Origin of the sequence: Shewanella sp. SM20, assembly GCF_025654545.1 — a bacterium.
Lineage (GTDB): Bacteria > Pseudomonadota > Gammaproteobacteria > Enterobacterales > Shewanellaceae > Shewanella > Shewanella oncorhynchi.
Window position 1 is genome coordinate 48,252 of the sequence record NZ_JAKKRK010000027.1, and the last position, 20,322, is coordinate 68,573.

At 45.4% G+C, this 20,322-nt stretch carries 21 protein-coding genes; 13 read left to right on the forward strand and 8 right to left on the reverse strand.

Annotation, left to right across the window (positions count from 1 at the left end; translation table 11 throughout):
- Positions 1 to 11 precede the first annotated feature (11 nt).
- From L5M18_RS12760 to L5M18_RS12770, 3 genes are all read left to right on the forward strand, one after another.
- A complete protein-coding gene (locus L5M18_RS12760) occupies positions 12 to 755 on the forward strand; it encodes a hypothetical protein (RefSeq protein WP_263197189.1) in 744 nt (247 codons plus the stop codon).
- Between the two features lie 613 nt (positions 756 to 1,368).
- Positions 1,369 to 2,532, forward strand: coding sequence for an HNH endonuclease (locus tag L5M18_RS12765; protein ID WP_011787678.1), 1,164 nt, complete (start codon positions 1,369 to 1,371; stop codon positions 2,530 to 2,532).
- Positions 2,533 to 2,984: 452 nt separating this feature from the next.
- Complete coding sequence (locus tag L5M18_RS12770) at positions 2,985 to 3,461, forward strand: GNAT family N-acetyltransferase (protein WP_173497429.1); 477 nt, start codon at positions 2,985 to 2,987, stop codon at positions 3,459 to 3,461.
- A 51-nt stretch (positions 3,462 to 3,512) separates the two neighbouring features.
- On the opposite strand, the gene L5M18_RS12775 is transcribed toward L5M18_RS12770, so the two are convergent.
- Positions 3,513 to 4,700 carry a benzoate/H(+) symporter BenE family transporter gene (locus L5M18_RS12775; protein ID WP_263179394.1) on the reverse strand — a complete coding sequence of 396 codons (1,188 nt, stop codon included), beginning with the start codon at positions 4,698 to 4,700 and terminating at the stop codon, positions 3,513 to 3,515.
- A gap of 163 nt (positions 4,701 to 4,863) precedes the next feature.
- Between L5M18_RS12775 and L5M18_RS12780 the strand changes: the two genes are divergently transcribed.
- The 3 genes from L5M18_RS12780 (at position 4,864) to L5M18_RS12790 (ending at position 6,170) form a co-directional block, all read left to right on the forward strand.
- Positions 4,864 to 5,439 carry a helix-turn-helix domain-containing protein gene (locus L5M18_RS12780; protein WP_263197190.1) on the forward strand — a complete coding sequence of 192 codons (576 nt, stop codon included), beginning with the start codon at positions 4,864 to 4,866 and terminating at the stop codon, positions 5,437 to 5,439.
- Positions 5,440 to 5,585: 146 nt separating this feature from the next.
- On the forward strand, positions 5,586 to 5,909 hold the full coding sequence (locus L5M18_RS12785) for a rhodanese-like domain-containing protein (protein WP_263197191.1): 324 nt from the start codon (positions 5,586 to 5,588) through the stop codon (positions 5,907 to 5,909).
- A gap of 75 nt (positions 5,910 to 5,984) precedes the next feature.
- Entirely contained in the window at positions 5,985 to 6,170 is a 186-nt protein-coding gene (locus L5M18_RS12790) for a hypothetical protein (RefSeq protein WP_263197192.1), read from the forward strand.
- 167 nt (positions 6,171 to 6,337) lie between these two features.
- Here the strand turns inward: L5M18_RS12790 and azoR are convergent, their stop codons facing one another.
- The 6 genes from azoR to L5M18_RS12820 all read right to left on the reverse strand — a co-directional run bounded on the left by azoR (position 6,338) and on the right by L5M18_RS12820 (position 10,665).
- Positions 6,338 to 6,934: an FMN-dependent NADH-azoreductase gene (azoR, locus tag L5M18_RS12795; RefSeq protein ID WP_263197193.1), complete on the reverse strand. Its 597-nt coding sequence runs from the start codon at positions 6,932 to 6,934 to the stop codon at positions 6,338 to 6,340.
- Positions 6,935 to 7,115: 181 nt separating this feature from the next.
- The gene (locus L5M18_RS12800; protein WP_263197194.1) at positions 7,116 to 7,553 is read right to left on the reverse strand and encodes a thioesterase domain-containing protein; all 438 of its coding nucleotides are present in this window, start codon (positions 7,551 to 7,553) and stop codon (positions 7,116 to 7,118) included.
- A 95-nt stretch (positions 7,554 to 7,648) separates the two neighbouring features.
- A complete protein-coding gene (gene dtd / locus L5M18_RS12805; protein WP_263197195.1) occupies positions 7,649 to 8,086 on the reverse strand; it encodes a D-aminoacyl-tRNA deacylase in 438 nt (145 codons plus the stop codon).
- Positions 8,087 to 8,102: 16 nt separating this feature from the next.
- Positions 8,103 to 8,708: a hypothetical protein gene (locus L5M18_RS12810; protein WP_263197196.1), complete on the reverse strand. Its 606-nt coding sequence runs from the start codon at positions 8,706 to 8,708 to the stop codon at positions 8,103 to 8,105.
- A complete protein-coding gene (locus tag L5M18_RS12815; RefSeq protein ID WP_263197197.1) occupies positions 8,705 to 9,658 on the reverse strand; it encodes an alpha/beta fold hydrolase in 954 nt (317 codons plus the stop codon). Before L5M18_RS12815 ends, L5M18_RS12810 begins: the two co-directional genes overlap by 4 nt.
- Positions 9,659 to 9,693: 35 nt before the next feature.
- Complete coding sequence (locus L5M18_RS12820; RefSeq protein ID WP_263147813.1) at positions 9,694 to 10,665, reverse strand: virulence factor BrkB family protein; 972 nt, start codon at positions 10,663 to 10,665, stop codon at positions 9,694 to 9,696.
- Between the two features lie 81 nt (positions 10,666 to 10,746).
- On the opposite strand from L5M18_RS12820, the gene L5M18_RS12825 reads away from it, so the two are divergent.
- The 5 genes from L5M18_RS12825 (at position 10,747) to L5M18_RS12845 (ending at position 15,312) form a co-directional block, all read left to right on the forward strand.
- Positions 10,747 to 10,968 carry a hypothetical protein gene (locus L5M18_RS12825; RefSeq protein WP_006079786.1) on the forward strand — a complete coding sequence of 74 codons (222 nt, stop codon included), beginning with the start codon at positions 10,747 to 10,749 and terminating at the stop codon, positions 10,966 to 10,968.
- 28 nt (positions 10,969 to 10,996) lie between these two features.
- Positions 10,997 to 11,650 carry a DUF2959 domain-containing protein gene (locus L5M18_RS12830; protein ID WP_173497437.1) on the forward strand — a complete coding sequence of 218 codons (654 nt, stop codon included), beginning with the start codon at positions 10,997 to 10,999 and terminating at the stop codon, positions 11,648 to 11,650.
- A gap of 265 nt (positions 11,651 to 11,915) precedes the next feature.
- A complete protein-coding gene (locus tag L5M18_RS12835) occupies positions 11,916 to 13,130 on the forward strand; it encodes a 4Fe-4S binding protein (protein ID WP_263197198.1) in 1,215 nt (404 codons plus the stop codon).
- A 282-nt stretch (positions 13,131 to 13,412) separates the two neighbouring features.
- A complete protein-coding gene (locus L5M18_RS12840; RefSeq protein WP_105251122.1) occupies positions 13,413 to 13,829 on the forward strand; it encodes a hypothetical protein in 417 nt (138 codons plus the stop codon).
- Between the two features lie 457 nt (positions 13,830 to 14,286).
- Entirely contained in the window at positions 14,287 to 15,312 is a 1,026-nt protein-coding gene (locus L5M18_RS12845; protein ID WP_263197199.1) for a GGDEF domain-containing protein, read from the forward strand.
- A 112-nt stretch (positions 15,313 to 15,424) separates the two neighbouring features.
- Here the strand turns inward: L5M18_RS12845 and typA are convergent, their stop codons facing one another.
- On the reverse strand, positions 15,425 to 17,236 hold the full coding sequence (gene typA / locus L5M18_RS12850; protein ID WP_105251119.1) for a translational GTPase TypA: 1,812 nt from the start codon (positions 17,234 to 17,236) through the stop codon (positions 15,425 to 15,427).
- Between the two features lie 1,010 nt (positions 17,237 to 18,246).
- On the opposite strand from typA, the gene glnA reads away from it, so the two are divergent.
- Positions 18,247 to 19,656, forward strand: a complete 1,410-nt coding sequence (gene glnA, locus L5M18_RS12855; protein ID WP_113941334.1) for a glutamate--ammonia ligase — start codon at positions 18,247 to 18,249, stop codon at positions 19,654 to 19,656.
- Between the two features lie 492 nt (positions 19,657 to 20,148).
- Positions 20,149 to 20,322 (forward strand): transposase (locus L5M18_RS12860; RefSeq protein ID WP_263148818.1); only part of this gene is annotated, 174 nt, incomplete at its 3' end.

Consider the following 20,322-nt stretch of genomic DNA (forward strand, 5'->3'; position numbering starts at 1 on the left):
AGGACATCACCATGAAACCACTCTTTGCAGCTATGCTGCTTAGCATCAGTTTATTAAGCTCGCCTTTATTGGCTCAGGAATATACGGTTGAAACCTATCAAGAAATCTTTAAGGGTGATAACCAATTCAAGCAAAAAGAAGCCATTGAATCACTCACCATCGCTGGTTTATCCGATCCTGTCATTTTTGATGCGCTCGAAGCAAAGCTACTCGCATCTTTGCCCCAAGCCACTGAAAAAAATGCCATTGACTACAGTGCTTGGTTAGTCAAAGGCTTAGCTTATTCAGGCAATGATAGGTACAGCGAAACCATCAACAAGATTGTTAATGGTGATTATCCTAAAAAACTCAAAAAATACGCAGGTCAAGCTTTAGAAAACATAACGATATATAAAAAATGGAATGCGATTCTTGCGGATAAAAACCAATATACTGCCGATCAAAGTCAGCAAAATAATGCCTTTGCCAATGCCCTACGCAGCAATGATTTAGAATTAATGCGTCTCGCAGCTAAACGCATCATGGATGACCGCCAGTACGATGATTTTATCCTAGCCGTACTCAGTAACGAATTGAAAACACCACGCTTAATGGCCAATGACAAACTCGCCATCGATACCTATGCCAACATGGCAAAAGCGCTAGCTAGTTCAGGGAATACCGCTTACCGCGATGTGATTGAAAATATGGCAACCACGAGCTCAAACAAAAAACTCAAAAACTACGCCGAGAGTTATTTGAAGAAATACTACTAAACCTACCCGTTTTACGCTTAATCGAACAAATCATGGCCGAGCTTATCCTCGGCCATTTTTATATTCGCCTATACAGGCTTGCCATGGTAATCACTCACTACACTGTGAAAGAACCTAGAGGCTCTAAGTTGATAAACGAGAGTTACCGAAGGCGAAGAGGCAGTTAAACATAGATATTGCTCAGAGTGAGGCCAACCATGGTACTGGCTCGACGACCCGCAGCCAGTCCATCCTTGGATGCTCGACCGCCCCGTCCATGGGGCGGACGGTCGTCTCGCCAATCACCATGGTTTGCCTTTCGAGCATTAGTGCCATCTGTTGGTTTATATGACTAGTGTCACAGTAACACTGTAAAAAAATAAGTAGTTATAGCTGATAGCTAACATAATCAATGGTGAACAGCTTAGTTAATTCTCAATAAAATTCAATTTTTTATAAATAGTACGTAACATAGAACGATCTTAAATCATGCGCACTTTCTACCCAGAATGATTTTTGCTATCGTAGAAATCAAATTCTAAATCAGTGGGTTGCGACTTATGCTGTCAAGCGATCGGTGGTGAGATTTTGCGAACGATACAAATGTTAGAACAAAAGTGGAATTAGAGAATAAATGATGGATCAGAAATTAAATAAGCGAAGGATTCCGTCGGTTGCAATGCGGGCAAAACTAATTGCAAAGCACAATAATCAATGTGCAATGTGCACCATTTCTGGAGAGGAAATCCCTCTAGAGCTAGCTTCGATTACCCCTTTTAATGAAGGTGGTAGTATGACGGAAGAGAACTTCCTTCTGCTATGCCCGAATTGTCATAGATATATGACTATGGGTCCAAAAGAAATTGAATTTGTGAACTTCCTTTATCAGGTTATTAAGGAAACAAGCCCAGATCAAAAAATCCAACTGGAAGCGATAATTGGAGAGTCACAAAGAGCTAGAGCAGACATTCTCATAGAAGATAGTCGGAACGCGAAGATTCTTATTGAGTGTAAATCCAATAAAGCAATTACAAGAAGTCACAGCTCTAAAATAGTCGAACAGATTTTGGAATATGGCAAGCTAATAGGTGAATGTAAGAAGGTCCTAGCCATACCTGGTAGATTACCGAACGAGATAAAGCAAAACATAGAATCTAATGATATAGAAGTGTGGGACGCAGACTATCTCATTAAGAATTTTAAAGCGGGAATACAAAAGGCAGACAGTAGCTACTTTAAAATGCTTCTAACTGCCATTACTGGGGGAAAAGAAGGCAGTAGAGGTCAAGATTTGCTTAGCAAGTTAAAGTCATGTAATCCGGGCCGTAAAGATTGCTACATATATCAGCGCCTCATTGGTGAAATCATAGAAGAACTATTTTGTCCTCCACTTGATAAGCCGATTCAAGAAGTTAATGATTTTACCAAGTCAAATCGAAGGGATTTCATTGTCCCAAATTATGCAACTGATGGTTTTTGGTCATTTTTGCGCGAAAAATACTCTGCAGACTATGTAGTGATTGATGCCAAAAATTACTCTAGAAAAGTTAAGAAGAGTGATGTCCTTCAAATTGCGAATTATCTAAAACCTCATGGGGCGGGTCTGTTTGGCATTATCTTTTCTAGAAAAGGAGGTGATTTTGCAGGTTGTTTACACACTATTCGAGAACAGTGGATGGTGCATCAAAAATTGATCCTCGTACTTGATGATACTGATGTAGAAAATATGCTCTTATCTTCTGGCGGTGCGGCAGATTTAATCGGAGCAAAAATTGAAGAATTCAGGCTATCTATGTAAATAAATCTGGCCATCCATTTCAAATCAAGAAAAGATCCGACAGGCATAACTTTTATTCCTTAAAAATTTACCAATAACACTTGAACCAAAGGAGTACACCATCCCCTCGGAGTTGCCGCAGGGCATTAGCGTTCGTTGCGTGATCGAGGCATGGATGCCGAGATAGCGTCAGTCGAATCAGGGACGAGCGTCTGACGCGATAGCATAAGGACGCTTAATGCCCAAGAGGCTTTCAACTCCGTTGGGGACGCCGAGGGATATCCAAAAGGGGAACAGGCGCTTTTCCCCTTTTGGTCGGGTGTGGGGTGAAACCCCACGACTTTGATTTTTGCTTTGATAAAAAGTTTGTGGCCTAGCATTTGCTTATCCACCACGGCGCATTGGCAAACAGACGACAAAGCGCGATGACGCCATTATGGATAAGCCAAAATAATAGGAGCACCCGATCTGCTATGAAATCCACCATAAGAGCCATGAAAATAACCTTAGATGACCTTAAAGGGCCTGAGATTGCGGCTTTACTGCAGGAACACCTCAACGATATGCGGGCAACCTCACCGCCTGAAAGCGTTCACGCATTAGATCTTGACCGCCTGCGCCAGCCCAATATTCGTTTTTGGACCCTGTGGGATGGTAATAATCTCGCGGGCTGCGGTGCACTAAAATGGTTAGATACCGAGCACGCGGAGATCAAATCCATGCGCACCGCCGCGCCCTATAAGCAGCAAGGTATAGCGTCTAAAATATTGCAGCACTTAATTAACGATGCTAAAGCCACAGGCATTAAACACCTGAGTCTAGAGACAGGTTCGATGGACTTCTTTAACCCCGCCCGAATGCTCTACACCAAATTTGGCTTCGAAAGCTGCGGCCCCTTCGACACCTATCAACTCGATCCCAATAGTGTGTTTATGACAAAGAAAATCTAAAAAACATGCGCCTTAGTCTTTGAAATTCATCTCTAAGGCGCTTTGCTGCAGTTAAGTATTCGCTCGCTTAACTACTGATGCAGTTCTGTGCCCGTTCCACCAATGGATAATAAACCCAAGCAACAGCCCCCAAAATGCGCTGCCGATGCCCAGCACACTAAAACCTGATGCCGTGACCAAAAAAGTGATCACTGCCACTTCGCGATCTTCGGTTTTAGCTAATGCGGCGGTCAGGCTATTGGCGATAGTGCCGAGCAGGGCTAATCCGGCGATGGCCAGTACTAATTCCTTCGGGAAAGCGGAAAACAGACCAACCACAGTGGCACCGAGTAACCCAGTGATAAAGTAAAATACGCCGCCCCACACCGCCGCCCAGTAACGGGTCGCGGGATTCGGGTCAGCTTCTTTACCCATACAAATCGCCGCTGTGATGGCGGATAAGTTAAAAGCAAAACCGCCAAAGGGCGCGAGGATAACCCCGATGAATCCTGTAGTCGTGATCAAAGGTGAAATGGGTGGCCTGTAACCATTACCGTGCAGCGCAGCAACGCCCGGCATATTTTGCGAGGCCATAGTCACCACAAACAGCGGCAGCGCCACGCCAATCACACTCGCCAACGAAAACTCAGGTGTAGTCCACACCGGCATCGCCAGTTGCAACTGAACGGCATCTAGCTTGAGTAAATCTAATTGAAAACTCATGCCTATACCCACCAACAAGGTCAGCAAGATGATGTAACGCGGCGCAAAAGGCTTAACGACGACAAACACCAACAACATGATCAAAATTAGACTCAGCTGGGTTTGCATCGCCTGAAATAGCCCTAGGCCAAATTGCAGCAGAATCCCCGCCAACATGGCTGAAGCGACTGACTGCGGCATGATACGAATAAGTTTATCCATCCAGCCCGCCACCCCGCAAAGAGTGATTAAAATCGAACTCACCAGAAAAGCGCCTATGGCTTGGTTTACGCTCAACCCCGCTAGGCTAGTCACCATCAGCGCCGCGCCCGGTGTAGACCAAGCCGTTAGAATAGGATTCTTGTAGTAAAGCGATAACCCTATGCTGGTCACGCCCATGCCCACACCTAAAGCCCACAGCCATGAACTGATCTGTGCAGGTGTCGCCCCCACAGCCTCCGCCGCTTGAAAGATGATCACAGCCGAGCTGCTATAACCCACTAATACCGCAATAAATCCCGCTGATATTTTTGATAAACTCCCTGCATCTCGCCACATATCCACTCCCTTTCTCTGCAATTGATGTCGCCATTACTTTGTGCGCTATAACTTATAAAATGAACAAGATAGCTTTTGTGCGCTATAACGTACGAGATGGACAAGATAGCACCTGTGCGTTATAACGTACAAACTAAATTTTCATAAAAATGATGGGGCCATTGTGCAGACGATAAACAGCTATCTCGCCACCACGCTTAAAGCACTTCGCAACCAAAAGGGATGGAGTTTAGATAAAGCCGCCCAAGAGACGGGCGTTAGTAAGGCCATGATAGGACAAATCGAGCGCGGTGAATCAAGCCCAACTATTGCGACGCTGTGGAAAATTGCCAGTGGATTCAATATCTCGCTGTCGACCTTTCTCGAACCCACACCCCAGAGCCAAGGCGCAGTATTCCGTAAGCCCGACGAGTTACGCCAACAACCCGCCACCGACGGCATGCTAGTCGCCTCACTCTTCCCCTTTGAAGAGCGCTTCGGTTTCGAGATGTTTGAACTGACCCTGCTGCCAAACTATGAGCGGCTTTCTGAGCCCCATGAAACGGGTGTCACTGAGCATGTCATTGTCTTGAGCGGTACTATGGAAGTGCTAGTCGATGGTGAGTGGCAACCACTCAAGCAAGGTGAAGCGGTACGATTTGCGGCCGACAAACCCCATGGCTATCGCAATCTAAACGAGCAAGCCGTGGTATTCCACGACATCATTCACTACCAACGAGGCAGTGAATACAGCTTGTAGCAGCTTATCTAACGCCAGTAATGCAGAGGTTCGAGTACCAACAACGCCAAAGACCAAACCATTACTACCGATAATCTGCAGCGCTTGCACTCGCCAATTCATTAGAATAAACTTATTGAAAATTTTCTAATGGTAGGGGCAATGCTATGTTTCAATCTTTACTGGCTAAGTTATCCGGCAGCCACTCAGGCGAAAAATGTTGGCAATTGATTGAGCAAGGCGCACGGGTGATTGATGTGCGTTCACCAGAGGAATTTGCCTCCGGTCACTTGCCCCAAGCCATTAATGTGCCATTGCCAACGCTCGATCAATGGTTACACCAAGTCGACAATAAGCAACATCCCTTCGTGCTCTACTGTGGCGCGGGTATTCGAGCGCAGAAAGGCTGCGATATCCTCAAGGCCAATGGTTTTAGTTGCGTGATGAATGGCGGTTCGCTTAAAGATTTAGTCTGCTGCCAGCCGAGCTAATTTAAGCCTTGGTTGTGCGGCGCTAATCAGGCCAGTCTGTACATTGTGATGACTTAAATATCTGCGAGGTGATGTATGCATAAAACGAATTATGCCAAAGCGTTACAGCTTGAAGCCACACAGGTTAACCCTGCTGAAAAGCCGCTTGAAACTGAACGCCCTGCACGCTTTAGCATCAGTCGTACTCGCGACCAAGCCTGCACTAAAGTGCGTTATGTTGAGACTAGCACCCTCGCCAATGGCTGCAGCCTTTGCGAATAAACAGCTAAGCGTGCCACTTAAAACTAGCCACTCGAGTCTAACCGCTCAAACCTAGCCACTTAAGCCAAGCGTGCTTAGCTGAAATGCACATACAAAAATGCCAGCCTATTAAGGGCTGGCATTATTTATTCAGCTAAATCAAATGACTCAGCTAATCAACGGAACAATTAAGCTTTCAGCTGATCTATGCTATGTTTCGCTTCGCCCATGCCTTTATCGTGTGCTTCAGGGCCCATATTCAGTGCTTCGGCGTAAACCACTTCAACATTGGTGATACCCATAAAGCCTAAAACCGTTTTCAAGTAAGGTACAACATGATCCGTTGGGCCATCTTTGTGAGCGCCGCCACGGGTCGTCACCAACACGGCGCGTTTACCTTCCACTAATCCTTTTGGACCCGTTTCAGTATAAGTAAAAGTCACACCGGCACGGGCGACAAAATCGATCCAGTTTTTAAGTTGAACCGGAATCGTAAAGTTGTACATAGGTGCAGCGATAACAATCGTATCGTTCGCTTTTAATTCAGCGACTAAGGTATCTGATAAGGCGAGCATTTCTTGCTGACGTGTCGATAATTCTGCACCACCGCGTAACCCAGAAGCGATTTCACCGTCTACCATAGGCAGTACGTCTTTACCGCCTAAATCACGCACTGTAATAGCGGCGCCTTGGGTTTCCCAGTGGCTCGCTAAGTGATCAATTAACACGGCAGATTGTGAATAACCGCCAAGAATGCTTGATTTTAAAATTAAGACTTTAGACATAATCTGCTCCGAAAATAGGTAAATGACTCAGAGTCAGATGGAATATCTCAACTCTATGACGCTAGTGTATTAGCCCATAAAAAAGAAATAAAGCGGATAAAATCTGAGATTAGCTTCGATTTTTTAGAAAGGTTATACGTCATCTTCGACGTACAGATACACTAAGTTGTTTTCGACGCATTCATGCTTTCGACGTACTAACATACAGGCCTTCAAAAACCGCACACAGTGAATCCATACAATACAATTGCACTTCCAGCTTCACCTTAACTCTACGCCCCCTTTGTAACGGGCTGAGATCCATATCTGGCCATTGCACTTTTACCACAGGCTCACAAGTCACAGGAGCAAGATAACGAATATGGGCATCGGCGAGCACAATATCACCCGCCACGCCCACCAACTGTTGATTTAGCCACACTGCACCCCAGCCCGTTAAGGTCATCAAGGTATAAATGCTGCCCGCAAACATGGTCTGATGCAGATTAATATTGGGCGTCATCGGCGCTGTGACTCGAAATTCTCCCTCGCTGTAATCGAGTGGCACTATCTGCATAAACTCGCTAACGGGGATCGTACTGTGCCAAGTCTGGCGTAATTTAATGAGTAATTGATCCATGTGCATTTCCCTTGATACTCCCTTTTGGTACAAGCGACATTGATTATGTCTAGCATCCCATCACCTAGACCCCTAGATAAACATCACGATAGAAGCTACACCTGCAGATTAAAGGTCACAGGGCCATCATTGACTAAGGACACTTGCATATCGGCGCCGAACTGTCCGGTTTCTGTGTGAACGCCCTTAGCGCGGCAGAATGCGACAAACTCTTCATACAAGCCTAAGGCTTGATCCGGCGTACCCGCCCCTGAAAAACTCGGCCTCAAGCCTCGGCCTGTATCAGCGGCTAAGGTAAATTGTGACACTACTAATAAAGACCCACCGACTTGTTCTAGATTGAGATTCATCTTGCCATTTTCATCGGAAAAAACGCGATAATTCATGACTTTAGTCGCCAATTTTTCCATCTTCTCGCGGGTATCTTCTTGCTCGACACCGAGCAGAACCAACAAGCCTTTATTGATTTCACCTAGGGTTTGGTTATCAACCACTACACTGGCGCGACTCACTCTTTGAATTAACGCAATCACAACTTTTCCTTTTAGATTAAGGCTTAACGGGAACCATTTGCGGCATTAGCGGGAGCGGGCGGATATATTGCTCTACGCCATCAGGCAAAGATTGTACGACCTGCGCTAAGCCGCCATTCGTCCACAGCATAAAGCGACGTAATTCTTCTATTTCAATACGGTCAGCAAAGGTCACTGTACCTTGCACTTGGATCACTGCGCCTTGGTCCAGCAACACAAACTTGGCAAAATTAAGCTTCTGATTCAAGGTGCCAATCACGGCAGGCAACTCTTGGCTGGCCTGCAATTGCGGATGCACTGCATAGAAGCGATTCATTAAAATACGGTCAATGCCTGCAGAATTAATGCTCGGCTCAAGCAAAAACTGGTTATCGCCAAACTGCACCGCGACTTTCGTCGGCGCAACTTGGGTGGCCAGATAATTTGCGTCAATCAACGCTTGATACAAGCGCTCAGCGGCAGTTTCATTGGTCAACCCACCGAGTTCAACAACTTTGGGCGCGACAGGGGCACTCACGACCTCCTGAGTCGCCACTTGATCAATAGCGCTTGTTTGAGAAGGGGCCGTGGTAGCACACGCGGTTAATCCGAGTAAAGTGGCACTGATGAGCAATGTTTTCATTGTATTTCCCTTTGATGTATCCACGACCACATAGCATGGATTTCTGCTGTAACCGCCAAAAACAAAGACTCACTATTGAGCATATGTCCGCCATCGACAACAGATTGAATTGTAATAGCATGCTCCAACCCAGCCAAAAAATCGCGTAATAGCGTCGCTGGGCAAATCGCATCCTGCATTCCTTGCAATAACACACTACGCGCCTTCACTCTAGGCGTCACGCGCTGTAACACATTCATGGCGTTGAAGTAATTATGTCGAGCAAAGTGTAACTCGATATTGGCTAATGCTAATACGGATTCGGGTAACAGCCTTGGTAGCACTAACCTCGCCCCCGCAAGCTGCAACTCCCACTGTACCCAACGCCGCGCAAAATGGTATCGCACATTTTCGTCGGCTGATGCCAAACCTAGATGATATGAATCCAGCAGTTCATTCAGCGATAACTGAACCGGAAAAATGTCATTGAAGAGTCGATAAGCAGCAGGTTGCAATTTTGCCGCGCCATCAGCGCCATAGAGCCAGTCGAGACCTTCTTTGGATGGAATAAATAACGCCCACAGTACCTGTGCAATCACCCGCTCTGGGAATAATCCGCTGTAAATTAAGCCTAATGTGGCCCCAAAAGAGCCACCTGCTAAACACCAACGCTCAATACCCAATGCGAGGCGAATCGCCTCAATATCGCTAATCAAACCAGTGAGATGGTTGTTGGCTAAATCACCAAAGGGTAAAGATTGTCCAGAGCCGCGTTGATCTAAAAACAAAATCCAATATTGATCGCCATTAAATAAAGCTAAATCACCGATATCACAACCCGCTCCTGGACCGCCGTGCAAATACAGCAGTGGGATACCTTGTGGATTACCGTATTGCGCCAGATGCAATTGCTGACCATTGCCAACGTTAAACCAGTCGCGACGGATAAAAGATGGGAAGGATTCAGGCATTCAGTGTCATCGCCATTAATAATCCTCTAATGGGGTCATTCAGATTTAGCCACCGCCTTGAGTGCCGTCACCTCAGCCGAAGTTAACACCGCAGCGGAATTATCTTGGGAGGCATTTTCTAGAGGCTTAGCATTCAGAGCTGTTTCGTCATCATCTGAGCTCGACTCATAATCTAAATATTCAGGCATCGCGGCGGTAATTTCCGCGCCGAGTAATACTATCATCCACGATAAATACACCCAGACAAAGATAATGGGGATCACGGCTAAAGCACCATAAATCGCTTCATAACTCGGAAACTGAGTGACATACATAGCAAAGGCTTTTTTACCTAACTCAAACAAGATTGCGGCAACAATCGCCCCTAATAGTGCATGTAGAAACTTCACTTTTTGATTAGGCACCACCATATACAACAGCAAGAATGCCGCAACTGAGAACAGCATGGGCAAACGCTCAAGAAACACGGGCACCACACCCGACAACTGACCATCAAAAACCTTCAATGACACCACGTAGGAAGTGGCGACCAAACTGGCCCCCACCAATACCGGGCCCAAAGTGATGACCATCCAATACATAGAAAAAGCCACCACCACTGAACGCTTCTCTTTAGTACGCCAAATGTTATTAAGCGATTTATCAATGGCAGAAATCAGCAAAATGGCAACCACAACTAAGGCCGCAATCCCAACCGCAGTCCCCTTAGAGGCATTGGCCACAAACTCATTGATATACACTTGCACTGTGTCGCCAGCGGCGGGTAAAAAATTCTGATAAACGAAACCTTCTATCTGTCCACGTATCCCCTTAAATACCGGAAAAGCTGACAGCATAGACATAGTCACCGCCACCATAGGCACGAGTGACAACAGTGTGACATAGGCTAAATGTCCGGCGCGAATATTGATTTGATCTTCAACTAAACGCCGTCTCAAATGCAGCAGGAAGTGCCAGATCCCGAGGAATAAGGCGCGAATTTGTGCCAGTTCTATCTTCTTAGTCACGGGTTTCTCTTGATTCTGTTGGTATAGACTCGTTATCTTCGTACAATAAACACTTAATTTACAAGTCTAAGGAGTGAATTGATGTCTCAACAAGGATCTGCAGGTAACGTTATTTCCGCTATTGCTAGCCTATTTTTTCCTGGGCTAGGCCAATTATTGCAAGGCAGAATAATGGCCGCACTGTTATTTTTCATTATCACAGTGGTGGGTTATGCCCTCTGGTGGCTGATTGTGCCCGCGGTAATAGGTGCTATCTTTCATCTGTGGAGCATTATCGATGCGGCGCGATTTAAAGCCGATTAATTAATTTCATTCAGCGACGGAACACCCAATGAAAAGACTGATAGCTTCAGGGCTGATTGCCACAAGTCTCCTGCTTAGTGGTTGCCAGAGTGCCTACTACGGCGCAATGGAAAAGGTCGGTTACCATAAACGCGATATTATGGTCGACAGAGTTAAAGATGCGAAAAAATCCCAACAGGATGCTCAAAAAGAGTTCAGCTCTGCCCTAGAAGAAATGCAAGCACTGCTCAATTACAGTGATGGCAACTTAGAAAAAGCCTATAGCAGAGCCAAAGATGAATACGAATCGGCTCAAAGTGCCGCCGATAACGTCAGCAACCGCATCAATAAAGTCGAAGATGTAGCCGAAGCCCTGTTCGATGAGTGGCAAAATGAAATTAGCGAGATCAGTAAAGCTAATCTACGCCGCAACAGTGAAGCTAAACTCAAAGAAACGCGCCGCGCCTATGAACAATTGATTAAAAGTATGCGCCGTGCCGAGTCGAAAATGCCGCCGATACTCACCGCTATGAAAGACAATATGCTGTATCTCAAGCATAACTTGAACGCCCAAGCCATTGGTGCGATTAAAAGCGAATTTGCGAGTCTGCAAACCGATATTTCAGGCCTGATTAAAGAGATGAACACCTCGATTAACGAATCGAGCAAATTTATCGAAGCACTCGAAAAATCAAAAAATTAATCCAAATGCCCCACTGAACTCCTAAGCCCTAGCAAAATAAATTGCTGGGCTTTTTATTCTTTGTGTGACCTCGCCCTATGTCCCTGCAAGCCATACTTTATTTGTGCAAGACTAAAACACTTAGCTTTGTGAGCTATGGCGCGCTTTAATTGATTGATAGCGCGAATCTTAGATCTGACGCACAATTTCACTTATTACTCAAAAACTTATCCTCAGTTCACCACTCAGAGCCTGTACTTGTAACTTATTAGCTGTATTCATCACTATGACTTTTATCGAATCACTCACGCTGATGTTGGCACTCATGTATCTCGCCTCCCTCAGCTATTGGAGCGGCCAGAAATGGGGCGCGGTTGCCACACTGTTGCTCAGTATCGGTGCGGTGGCAATGAGTCTTTATTGGCCACTGGCTCTCGGGCTTCTTATTGCACTACCACTGATGCTACTTGGGCATAAATTGGCGCCTGATGCACTCAAGGGTGAAATTAAAATCAATACCCTTCGTGAAGGGACTCAACATGTCTTAGCGCTATCGCTCTTGCTGGTTGCCATACAATACACAATCAATACCGTACTGCTTAAGCAAGGAATCACACCTTGGCTAATGCGCCCCGACGTAGTCGATGCCTTTTTACCGATTGCGGGTGGCATTGAGCTTAAAGCCATTATCAGCCTCAATTTGTGGGATCAAACCCATCCTGCGGCAGCAGTCATGCTAGCGGCGGTATTACTCACAGGTTTACTCTGCAAGCGGGCATTTTGCGGTTGGGCTTGCCCATTAGGTCTGGCAGGGGAATACCTGTATTCCTTTAGAAAACGCTTTATTAAATCAGAGCTTACACCACCCGCTTGGCTAGATTGGCCACTGCGAATGTTGAAATATCTATTACTCCTAGCACTTTGCTACATAGTCATTGGTATGCCAGCACAATCCATCCCCCATTATCTTGAAGGTAATTATCATAAGATTGCCGACTTGAAGATGGCATTGTTCTTCCTAACACCCAGCCTAATCACGCTACTGGTATTTGCGCTGATCCTCGCTTTAGCTGCATGGCGTCGTCAGGGATTCTGCCGTTACTTGTGTCCCTATGGTGCAATGCTTGGGATCTTAAGCTTTGCGAGCCCATTAAAAATCCGCCGCAATACCCAGCACTGCCTTATCGAAGCAAAAGGGATGAAATGCGACAAGTGCACCCGCGCTTGCCCAGCAAACATCATAGTGCACACCAAAACCACGGTTCGCAGTGACGAGTGCCAAGCCTGCATGCGCTGTGTCGCAGCTTGCCCTAAATCCGCCGCCCTCGGCCTTGGACTGAAATCCGGCCACAGACTCGGTCATAAGGGATTGCTCGCATTAGTGCTTATCGCATTATTTATCCTACCGCTGGGCGCTTACTTAGCAGGTTTCTGGCATAGCCAAACACCAGACAACATCCGCATGGAATTGATCCAAGTGATTAATAGAATTGGGCACTAGAACACGCGACATCACTAGAACACCTAAAATGACACATATTACGGGATCCAATTGCGATGGAATAAAACACTAACGAAATTGAAGAACAGCAGCAGATAAGACTAGAAAACCTCAAAATGGGAACCTTTAGGTACAACTAAAGGTTGGCCCACTTAGTAGGAATAATCTGAAAGGATTAAAATAAAATCATATAGAACAGATGCTTAATTGACACAAAATCTAATTACTGGTCTAATTCGCGCGCATTTAATAAAGGAATGTATTAACCAAAGGAATTATTGTGTGAAAAAATCATTATTGATCGCTCTTACTGCTCTACCATTATTTGCTTATGCTGGCCCATTCGATTCAATCGTTAAATCAGCAACTCAATCTGTCACTGACACAGTGAATGATACGGCAACCAATGCGTTAGACAGCGCAACGAATGAAGCGATTAAAAATACATTCGGCATTAAAGAAGGCTCAACCAAGCAAACAATCACTGAAAAATTAGGTGCGCCTGCTAGCACTTATAATGAAGCGGATCTAGAAGTTTGGGCCTATGATCTTAGTGCGTTAAATGCAGCTTCTCCAATGCTGGCAGAAACCACTAAGACTTTGCTGAAAGATAATGAAGTCGCTCAGAAAAATGTGACTATCAGCTTCAAAGGTGAAAGTGTCAATGCGGTAAAATTGGCAGATAAAGCTAAATCATAAGTTTGACTGCTCACTCGATAGGGCTCTAAGTCCTATCGAGTATCCCGATGTCCTCGGTCGCACCACAGCGATGATAGGCGTCAGCAATAAAGCCACTGCCAAGTAATACTATCCAGAAAAGACCTCACCTGCCGTCCAGTGACACACTCAGCTAACGCAATCCAGTAACCTATCAGCAGCCCATGCTAAGCAATACCAACAAGCTTTGCCTGATTTTGAACCAACCCAACAGGCTGTGTTAAATAATACTTGGGCTAAATGATACATTAAGTGAATGCAAAACAATTTTGTCTCACAAAACATACTGCAGATAATGGCTTACATCACTCTCTGCAGTATTTTTAATATATACGTCATAAAATTGATTACAATCAGGCAACAGCGAGACTTTATCGCAGATAATATTCCTATACGGATATTAGAAAAATGGTTTTATGTTCCCCAACGGAGCTAACCTATGCGACCCGACCGACAGCAATTGATCCATTCGTTATTTGACGAATATATTGAGATGTATGCCTCCCGTGATGACAGGCTAACTCGTCGCTTTAGTGATAACTTTAGCGGCTATGCAGGGAGCAGTGACCAGCTTGTCACCAGCAGGGAAGAATGGGTGCGAATCACTCGTCAGGACTTTGCACAAGTGCCTGAGCGAATCCACATCGAAATGTTAGATCTTTCTTTACAAGACCTTACCGACAACCTCGTGGTTGTGACTGCCTTTTTCCATATCCACTTACCTATCCCTAATCCTATGCTTTCCCGCGAGACAGCACGGCTAGTGTTGATATTTCACCGAGAAAACAACGACTGGATGATTGTCCACAGCGGCATATCCATCCCCTACGGCTTAGCCCACAAAGGGGAAATTTACCCGATCGCGCGATTAGAGGAACGTAACGTCGAACTTGAATCCATGATCACAGCTCGAACTAGTGAACTAGCAGAAGCCAATAGGCAACTTGAAATACTCAGCAATACCGACGGTTTAACCAATATCGGCAATCGCCGCCTATTTGACATGATGTTACAAACGGAGTGGAGTCGGGGACAAAGGAGCAATTCCTCACTGGCCCTCATCATGCTCGATATTGACCACTTTAAACAATTTAACGATCACTATGGCCACCTCGCCGGAGATGATTGCCTTAAACAATTAGCGAGTACACTGTCCCAGTCCGGTCGCAGAGCGGGCGAATTAGTCGCTCGCTACGGCGGCGAAGAATTTGTCATTCTATTACCGAATGTCGATAATCAAACTGTACTTGAGACAGCGCAGCACATTCATCAACTGATCCAATCCATTGCCATTCCACATGAAAATACCGACCTAGGCATTGTGACAGTGAGCGCAGGCGTCGCCTATCTGCAACCCTCTAACAAACAAAATGCTTTAGAACTCGTTCGCCAAGCGGACGCCGCCCTCTACCGCGCAAAATCCGCTGGCCGCAATTGCATACGGGTGATGGATGAGGACTACTAATACCCATTACTCAATTTATCCCAACAAAAAGCCCTGCACAGTTTCCTATGCAGGGCTTTTTAAACCGATAGACTCACCTTAAGGGCGTGTCACCTGAATTAACAGACTGGCATTAACCGCGGTTAAAGCGCTTACGATCGTTTTCAGTCAAGTGTCTCTTACGAACACGAATGTTCTTAGGCGTTACTTCAACTAATTCATCATCATCGATGAACTCAAGCGCTTGCTCAAGTGTCATTGTGATTGGCGTAGTCAACACTTGGGCTTCGTCAGTACCAGAAGCACGCATGTTGGTCAGCTGCTTACCTTTCAAACAGTTAACTGTCAGATCGTTTGAGCGAGCGTGAATACCAACCACTTGGCCTTCGTATACTTCAGCGGCATGGCCGATAAAGAGACGACCGCGATCTTGCAGACCGAACAGTGCGAAGGTCAACGCCTTACCCGTTGCGTTAGAGATCAATACGCCGTTAGCGCGTTGACCGATATCGCCACCTTTGTGTGGACCGTAATGGTCGAATGAGTGATAAATTAGACCAGTACCAGAAGTCGCAGTCATAAACTCAGTTTGGAAACCGATTAAACCACGGCTTGGGATGATGAAGTCGATACGTACACGACCTTTACCATCAAGCTGCATGTCTTTCATTTCAGCTTTACGGGTACCTAATTTCTCGATTACTGTGCCTTGATCTTCTTCTTCAACGTCAACAGTCAAGGTTTCAAATGGTTCACACAGTTCACCGTCGATAGTTTTCAGAATAACTTCTGGACGTGATACAGCTAACTCGTAACCTTCACGACGCATGTTTTCAATCAAGATTGATAAATGCAATTCACCACGGCCAGATACACGGAAGCGATCTGGACTTTCTGTTTCTTCAACACGCAGTGCCACGTTGTGGACTAATTCTGTTTGCAGACGCTCCAGAATGTTACGTGAAGTCACATACTTACCTTCTTTACCTGCAAAAGGTGAAGTATTAACTTGGAAAGTCATGGTCAGAGTAGGTTCATCAACAGTCAAAGGTGGCATAGCTTCTACTGCACCAACGGCACAGATAGTGTCAGAAATTTTCAGCTCGCCTAAACCAGTGATAGCAACGATGTCGCCAGCGTTAGCAATTTCAACTTCAGTACGGTCTAGACCCATGTAACCTAATACTTGGCCCATTTTACCGTTACGAGTTTTGCCATCAGCGCCAATAATAGTCACTTGTTGGTTCGTTTTAACGCTACCACGCTTGATGCGGCCGATACCGATAACACCCACGTATGAGTTGTAGTCGATTTGCGAAATTTGCATCTGGAACGCGCCTTCGGCGTCAGCATCTGGGAAAGATACTTTTTCAACGATAGTTTGGAACAGCGGCGTCATATCATCGCTCGCTACATCCGGATCTAAAGTTGCAAAACCGTTTAACGCAGAAGCGTAAACGATTGGGAAATCTAGCTGCTCGTCAGTTGCACCTAAGTTATCGAACAGGTCGAATACTTGGTCAATAACCCAATCTGGGCGTGCACCTGGACGGTCAATTTTGTTGATAACAACGATTGGCTTTAGGCCTTGAGCAAACGCTTTCTTCGTTACGAAGCGAGTTTGTGGCATTGGACCGTCAACGGCATCAACCAGCAATAATACTGAGTCAACCATAGACAGAACACGCTCAACCTCACCACCGAAATCGGCGTGGCCTGGGGTATCAACGATGTTAATACGGTAGTCGTTCCACTTGATGGCAGTATTCTTTGCCAGAATCGTGATCCCACGTTCCTTTTCAAGATCGTTGGAGTCCATCACCCGCTCAGTGGCTTCTCCTCGGGTTGCAAGGGTGCCTGACTGTGACAGCAACTTGTCTACCAGGGTCGTTTTGCCATGGTCAACGTGTGCAATAATGGCGATGTTACGTAAATTCTCTAGCACGGATAAACCTCTTACCATCAAACAAAAATAGGGATATTTCAGTAATTCGTTATGGTGATCGAGCTCGATCTACCACAATAAAAAGCGTGCCATTCTACTCCAGAGCGGCCTTGGCGCACAGGATTATTTTTGAACACTTATAAAACAATTCGCCAATCCTTGGGTAATTTCCGCCAATCATCCACTGAATGAAATCCTCTATAGCCAGAGTTAACGCTCTGTTTAATTGCCATATTCGTAGGAAAAATCCGAGTTAAGCAGCTGAATTTGCTATTTTTCGTATTCAATGTTAGCACTGCTAATGTCGATTTAAGCATCAGCAAAATCGACTTAGACACAGAGAAATTACCACGTGAACACACTGCAATAAATTCTGCGGCCCACTTAATCTAACGTTCATGTTGGCGTTTACACCCGATGGCATTAAGACTCACTTCATTGTCACGGGATACCTTTTTACGCATCACTGATTTCACTTGGCCTGTGAACAGCAAAGACATTTCGCACATGAGAACGAACTCTTTCCTAATAATATGATAATAAACCACTATTGGATTGATAATGCGTGGCATAGTTGGACAGACTAGCGTGGTTTTATGACAATTATGCGGCGGTTATGCGGTGATAAATAGTCCCGTGCAGTGCTGCAAGTATGTGCGAGCTTCACAGAGGCGGTACTTACTGAGATAGTGAAAGCCAAAGCGTCATTGCCATCTCAGTGCCATATAAGCGGTGCATGTTATCGCTGTGCATCCCAGCTTAAGGTTTGCATGAATCAATTCAGTGCGCACCAAAATGGAGTAATGCACCAAAATGCCACAGACAAAAGCACTATTATGGTGCACACGCGAATCCAATTAAGTGCAACAAAGATTTTAAACCATGTTAATCAGTAAGTTAAATTATTGGCATGGATATCGCTTTATAGCTCGTAAGTTTGGCTCAAGATAAATCACTTGAGTTAAAAGATTATAGAAGGGGCATCCCTTTACCCTACCGGAGGCTTGAGAATGTCAGTTGAATCAGTTTTAAAGCAACTTGAAGAATTAGAAGTTAAGTTCGTTGATTTACGTTTTACCGACACTAAAGGTAAAGAGCAGCACGTATCTATTCCTTCTCATCAGGTAGATGCTGATTTCTTCGAAGACGGCAAAATGTTTGACGGTTCTTCTATCGCAGGTTGGAAGGGCATTAACGAATCAGACATGGTACTGATGCCAGATCCAACGACATTCGTACTGGATCCTTTCACCGAAGAAACCACAGCGCTGATCCGTTGTGACATTCTTGAACCCGGTACTATGACAGGTTACGACCGTGACCCACGCTCAATTGCTAAAAAAGCAGAAGCTTACCTGATCTCTACTGGTATCGCTGATACTGTATTGATTGGACCAGAACCAGAATTCTTCCTATTTGACGATGTCCGTTTCGGTACTGACATGTCAGGTTGTTTCGTTAAGATCGACGCTAAAGAAGCGGCTTGGAACTCAGGCACTAGCTACGAAGGCGGCAACACAGGTCACCGTCCATTTGTTAAAGGCGGTTACTTCCCAGTTGCACCGGTTGACTCATCACAAGACCTACGTAGCGCTATGTGTTTAGTGCTCGAAGAAATGGGCCAAGTGGTTGAAGCGCATCACCACGAAGTGGCGACAGCAGGTCAAAACGAAATCGCCACTCGCTTCAACACCTTGACTAAGAAAGCGGATGAAATCCAAATTCTGAAGTACGTAGTGCACAACATGGCACACGCTTACGGTAAGACGGCGACTTTCATGCCTAAACCCATCGTTGGTGACAACGGTAGCGGCATGCACGTTCACCAATCTCTGGCGAAAGACGGTGTTAACTTGTTCGCTGGCGACAAATACGCAGGTTTAAGTGAAACGGCTCTGTACTACATAGGTGGTATCATCAAGCACGCTCGCGCGCTGAATGCTTTCACTAACCCAAGCACTAACTCTTACAAGCGTTTAGTGCCACACTTTGAAGCACCTGTTATGTTGGCCTACTCTGCCCGTAACCGCTCTGCATCAATCCGTATTCCAGTGGTACCAAGCCCTAAAGGCCGTCGTATCGAAGCACGTTTCCCAGATCCACATGCAAACCCATACTTAGGTTTCGCAGCGCTGCTGATGGCGGGTCTTGACGGTATCCAAAACAAGATCCACCCAGGTGAAGCGATGGACAAAGATCTGTACGATCTGCCTCCAGAAGAAGCAGCTGAAATCCCACAAGTGGCAACGTCATTAGAAAACGCCCTTGAAAATCTGCAAGCTGACCATGAGTTCCTGACAAAAGGCGGCGTGTTCAGTGAAGATTTCATCCAATCTTATATCGTACTGAAAACAGCAGAAGCTGAGCGCGTAGCACGTACAACTCACCCACTTGAGTTTGAAATGTACTACAGCCTGTAATGGCTAACTGCATGCAATTACTCACAGTATAAATGCATGCATAAAGTATAAAAGCCCCAACAGTTTTGCTGTTGGGGCTTTTTTGTATTGCTATTTTAATAATGCAACGAAATCAAACTACTGTTGAATCAGTTCTCCAGAGATTTGATTCATCTTAAGGGAAAAAAACCGCCTCAGAACAGCCATAAACAGCCATAAACAGCCATAAACAGCCATAAACAGCGCGAAAATGGGGCTTTTAGGAATGAGCGTGAATCACTCTGGAGAGTGATTTACTAACTCATTTGGGGACAGAAGTGTACTGATTGCCTTGCTGCATTAGCTGACAATGAATTATCTCAGGATATGTAAAAACTCATTCAACACATTTGTTAGAATAATTTACGACTCTGCGTACTCGACCTTTTTAAATACATATTGTAGTGGCACACTAATTTTGGCCACCTAAATAGAGGTGATATTATTACCTCGTAGATGACTTTAGGTGAACACATGAGATCGACAACCAGAAAAACATTTAGTGCTGAATTCAAACTTGAAGCAGCCCAATTAGTCCTCGATAAAAACCATAGCATCATCGAAGCTGCAAAGGCGATGAACGTAGGTAAGTCCACTATGGATAAATGGGTGAGACAGTTAAAACTAGAACGCCAGGGTGGCACACCA

What these genes read in the sequence shown, in the direction of transcription:
- L5M18_RS12845 (WP_263197199.1), top strand. Translation starts at nt 14,287, where the DNA reads ATGCGACCCGACCGACAGCAATTGATCCATTCGTTATTTGACGAATAT.
- L5M18_RS12775 (WP_263179394.1), bottom strand. Translation starts at nt 4,700, where the DNA reads ATGTGGCGAGATGCAGGGAGTTTATCAAAAATATCAGCGGGATTTATT.
- L5M18_RS12800 (WP_263197194.1), bottom strand. Translation starts at nt 7,553, where the DNA reads ATGGATCAATTACTCATTAAATTACGCCAGACTTGGCACAGTACGATC.
- L5M18_RS12815 (WP_263197197.1), bottom strand. Translation starts at nt 9,658, where the DNA reads ATGCCTGAATCCTTCCCATCTTTTATCCGTCGCGACTGGTTTAACGTT.
- L5M18_RS12835 (WP_263197198.1), top strand. Translation starts at nt 11,916, where the DNA reads ATGACTTTTATCGAATCACTCACGCTGATGTTGGCACTCATGTATCTC.
- L5M18_RS12810 (WP_263197196.1), bottom strand. Translation starts at nt 8,708, where the DNA reads ATGAAAACATTGCTCATCAGTGCCACTTTACTCGGATTAACCGCGTGT.
- L5M18_RS12765 (WP_011787678.1), top strand. Translation starts at nt 1,369, where the DNA reads ATGATGGATCAGAAATTAAATAAGCGAAGGATTCCGTCGGTTGCAATG.
- azoR (WP_263197193.1), bottom strand. Translation starts at nt 6,934, where the DNA reads ATGTCTAAAGTCTTAATTTTAAAATCAAGCATTCTTGGCGGTTATTCA.
- L5M18_RS12770 (WP_173497429.1), top strand. Translation starts at nt 2,985, where the DNA reads ATGAAATCCACCATAAGAGCCATGAAAATAACCTTAGATGACCTTAAA.
- glnA (WP_113941334.1), top strand. Translation starts at nt 18,247, where the DNA reads ATGTCAGTTGAATCAGTTTTAAAGCAACTTGAAGAATTAGAAGTTAAG.
- L5M18_RS12830 (WP_173497437.1), top strand. Translation starts at nt 10,997, where the DNA reads ATGAAAAGACTGATAGCTTCAGGGCTGATTGCCACAAGTCTCCTGCTT.
- L5M18_RS12785 (WP_263197191.1), top strand. Translation starts at nt 5,586, where the DNA reads ATGTTTCAATCTTTACTGGCTAAGTTATCCGGCAGCCACTCAGGCGAA.
- L5M18_RS12760 (WP_263197189.1), top strand. Translation starts at nt 12, where the DNA reads ATGAAACCACTCTTTGCAGCTATGCTGCTTAGCATCAGTTTATTAAGC.
- L5M18_RS12825 (WP_006079786.1), top strand. Translation starts at nt 10,747, where the DNA reads ATGTCTCAACAAGGATCTGCAGGTAACGTTATTTCCGCTATTGCTAGC.
- L5M18_RS12790 (WP_263197192.1), top strand. Translation starts at nt 5,985, where the DNA reads ATGCATAAAACGAATTATGCCAAAGCGTTACAGCTTGAAGCCACACAG.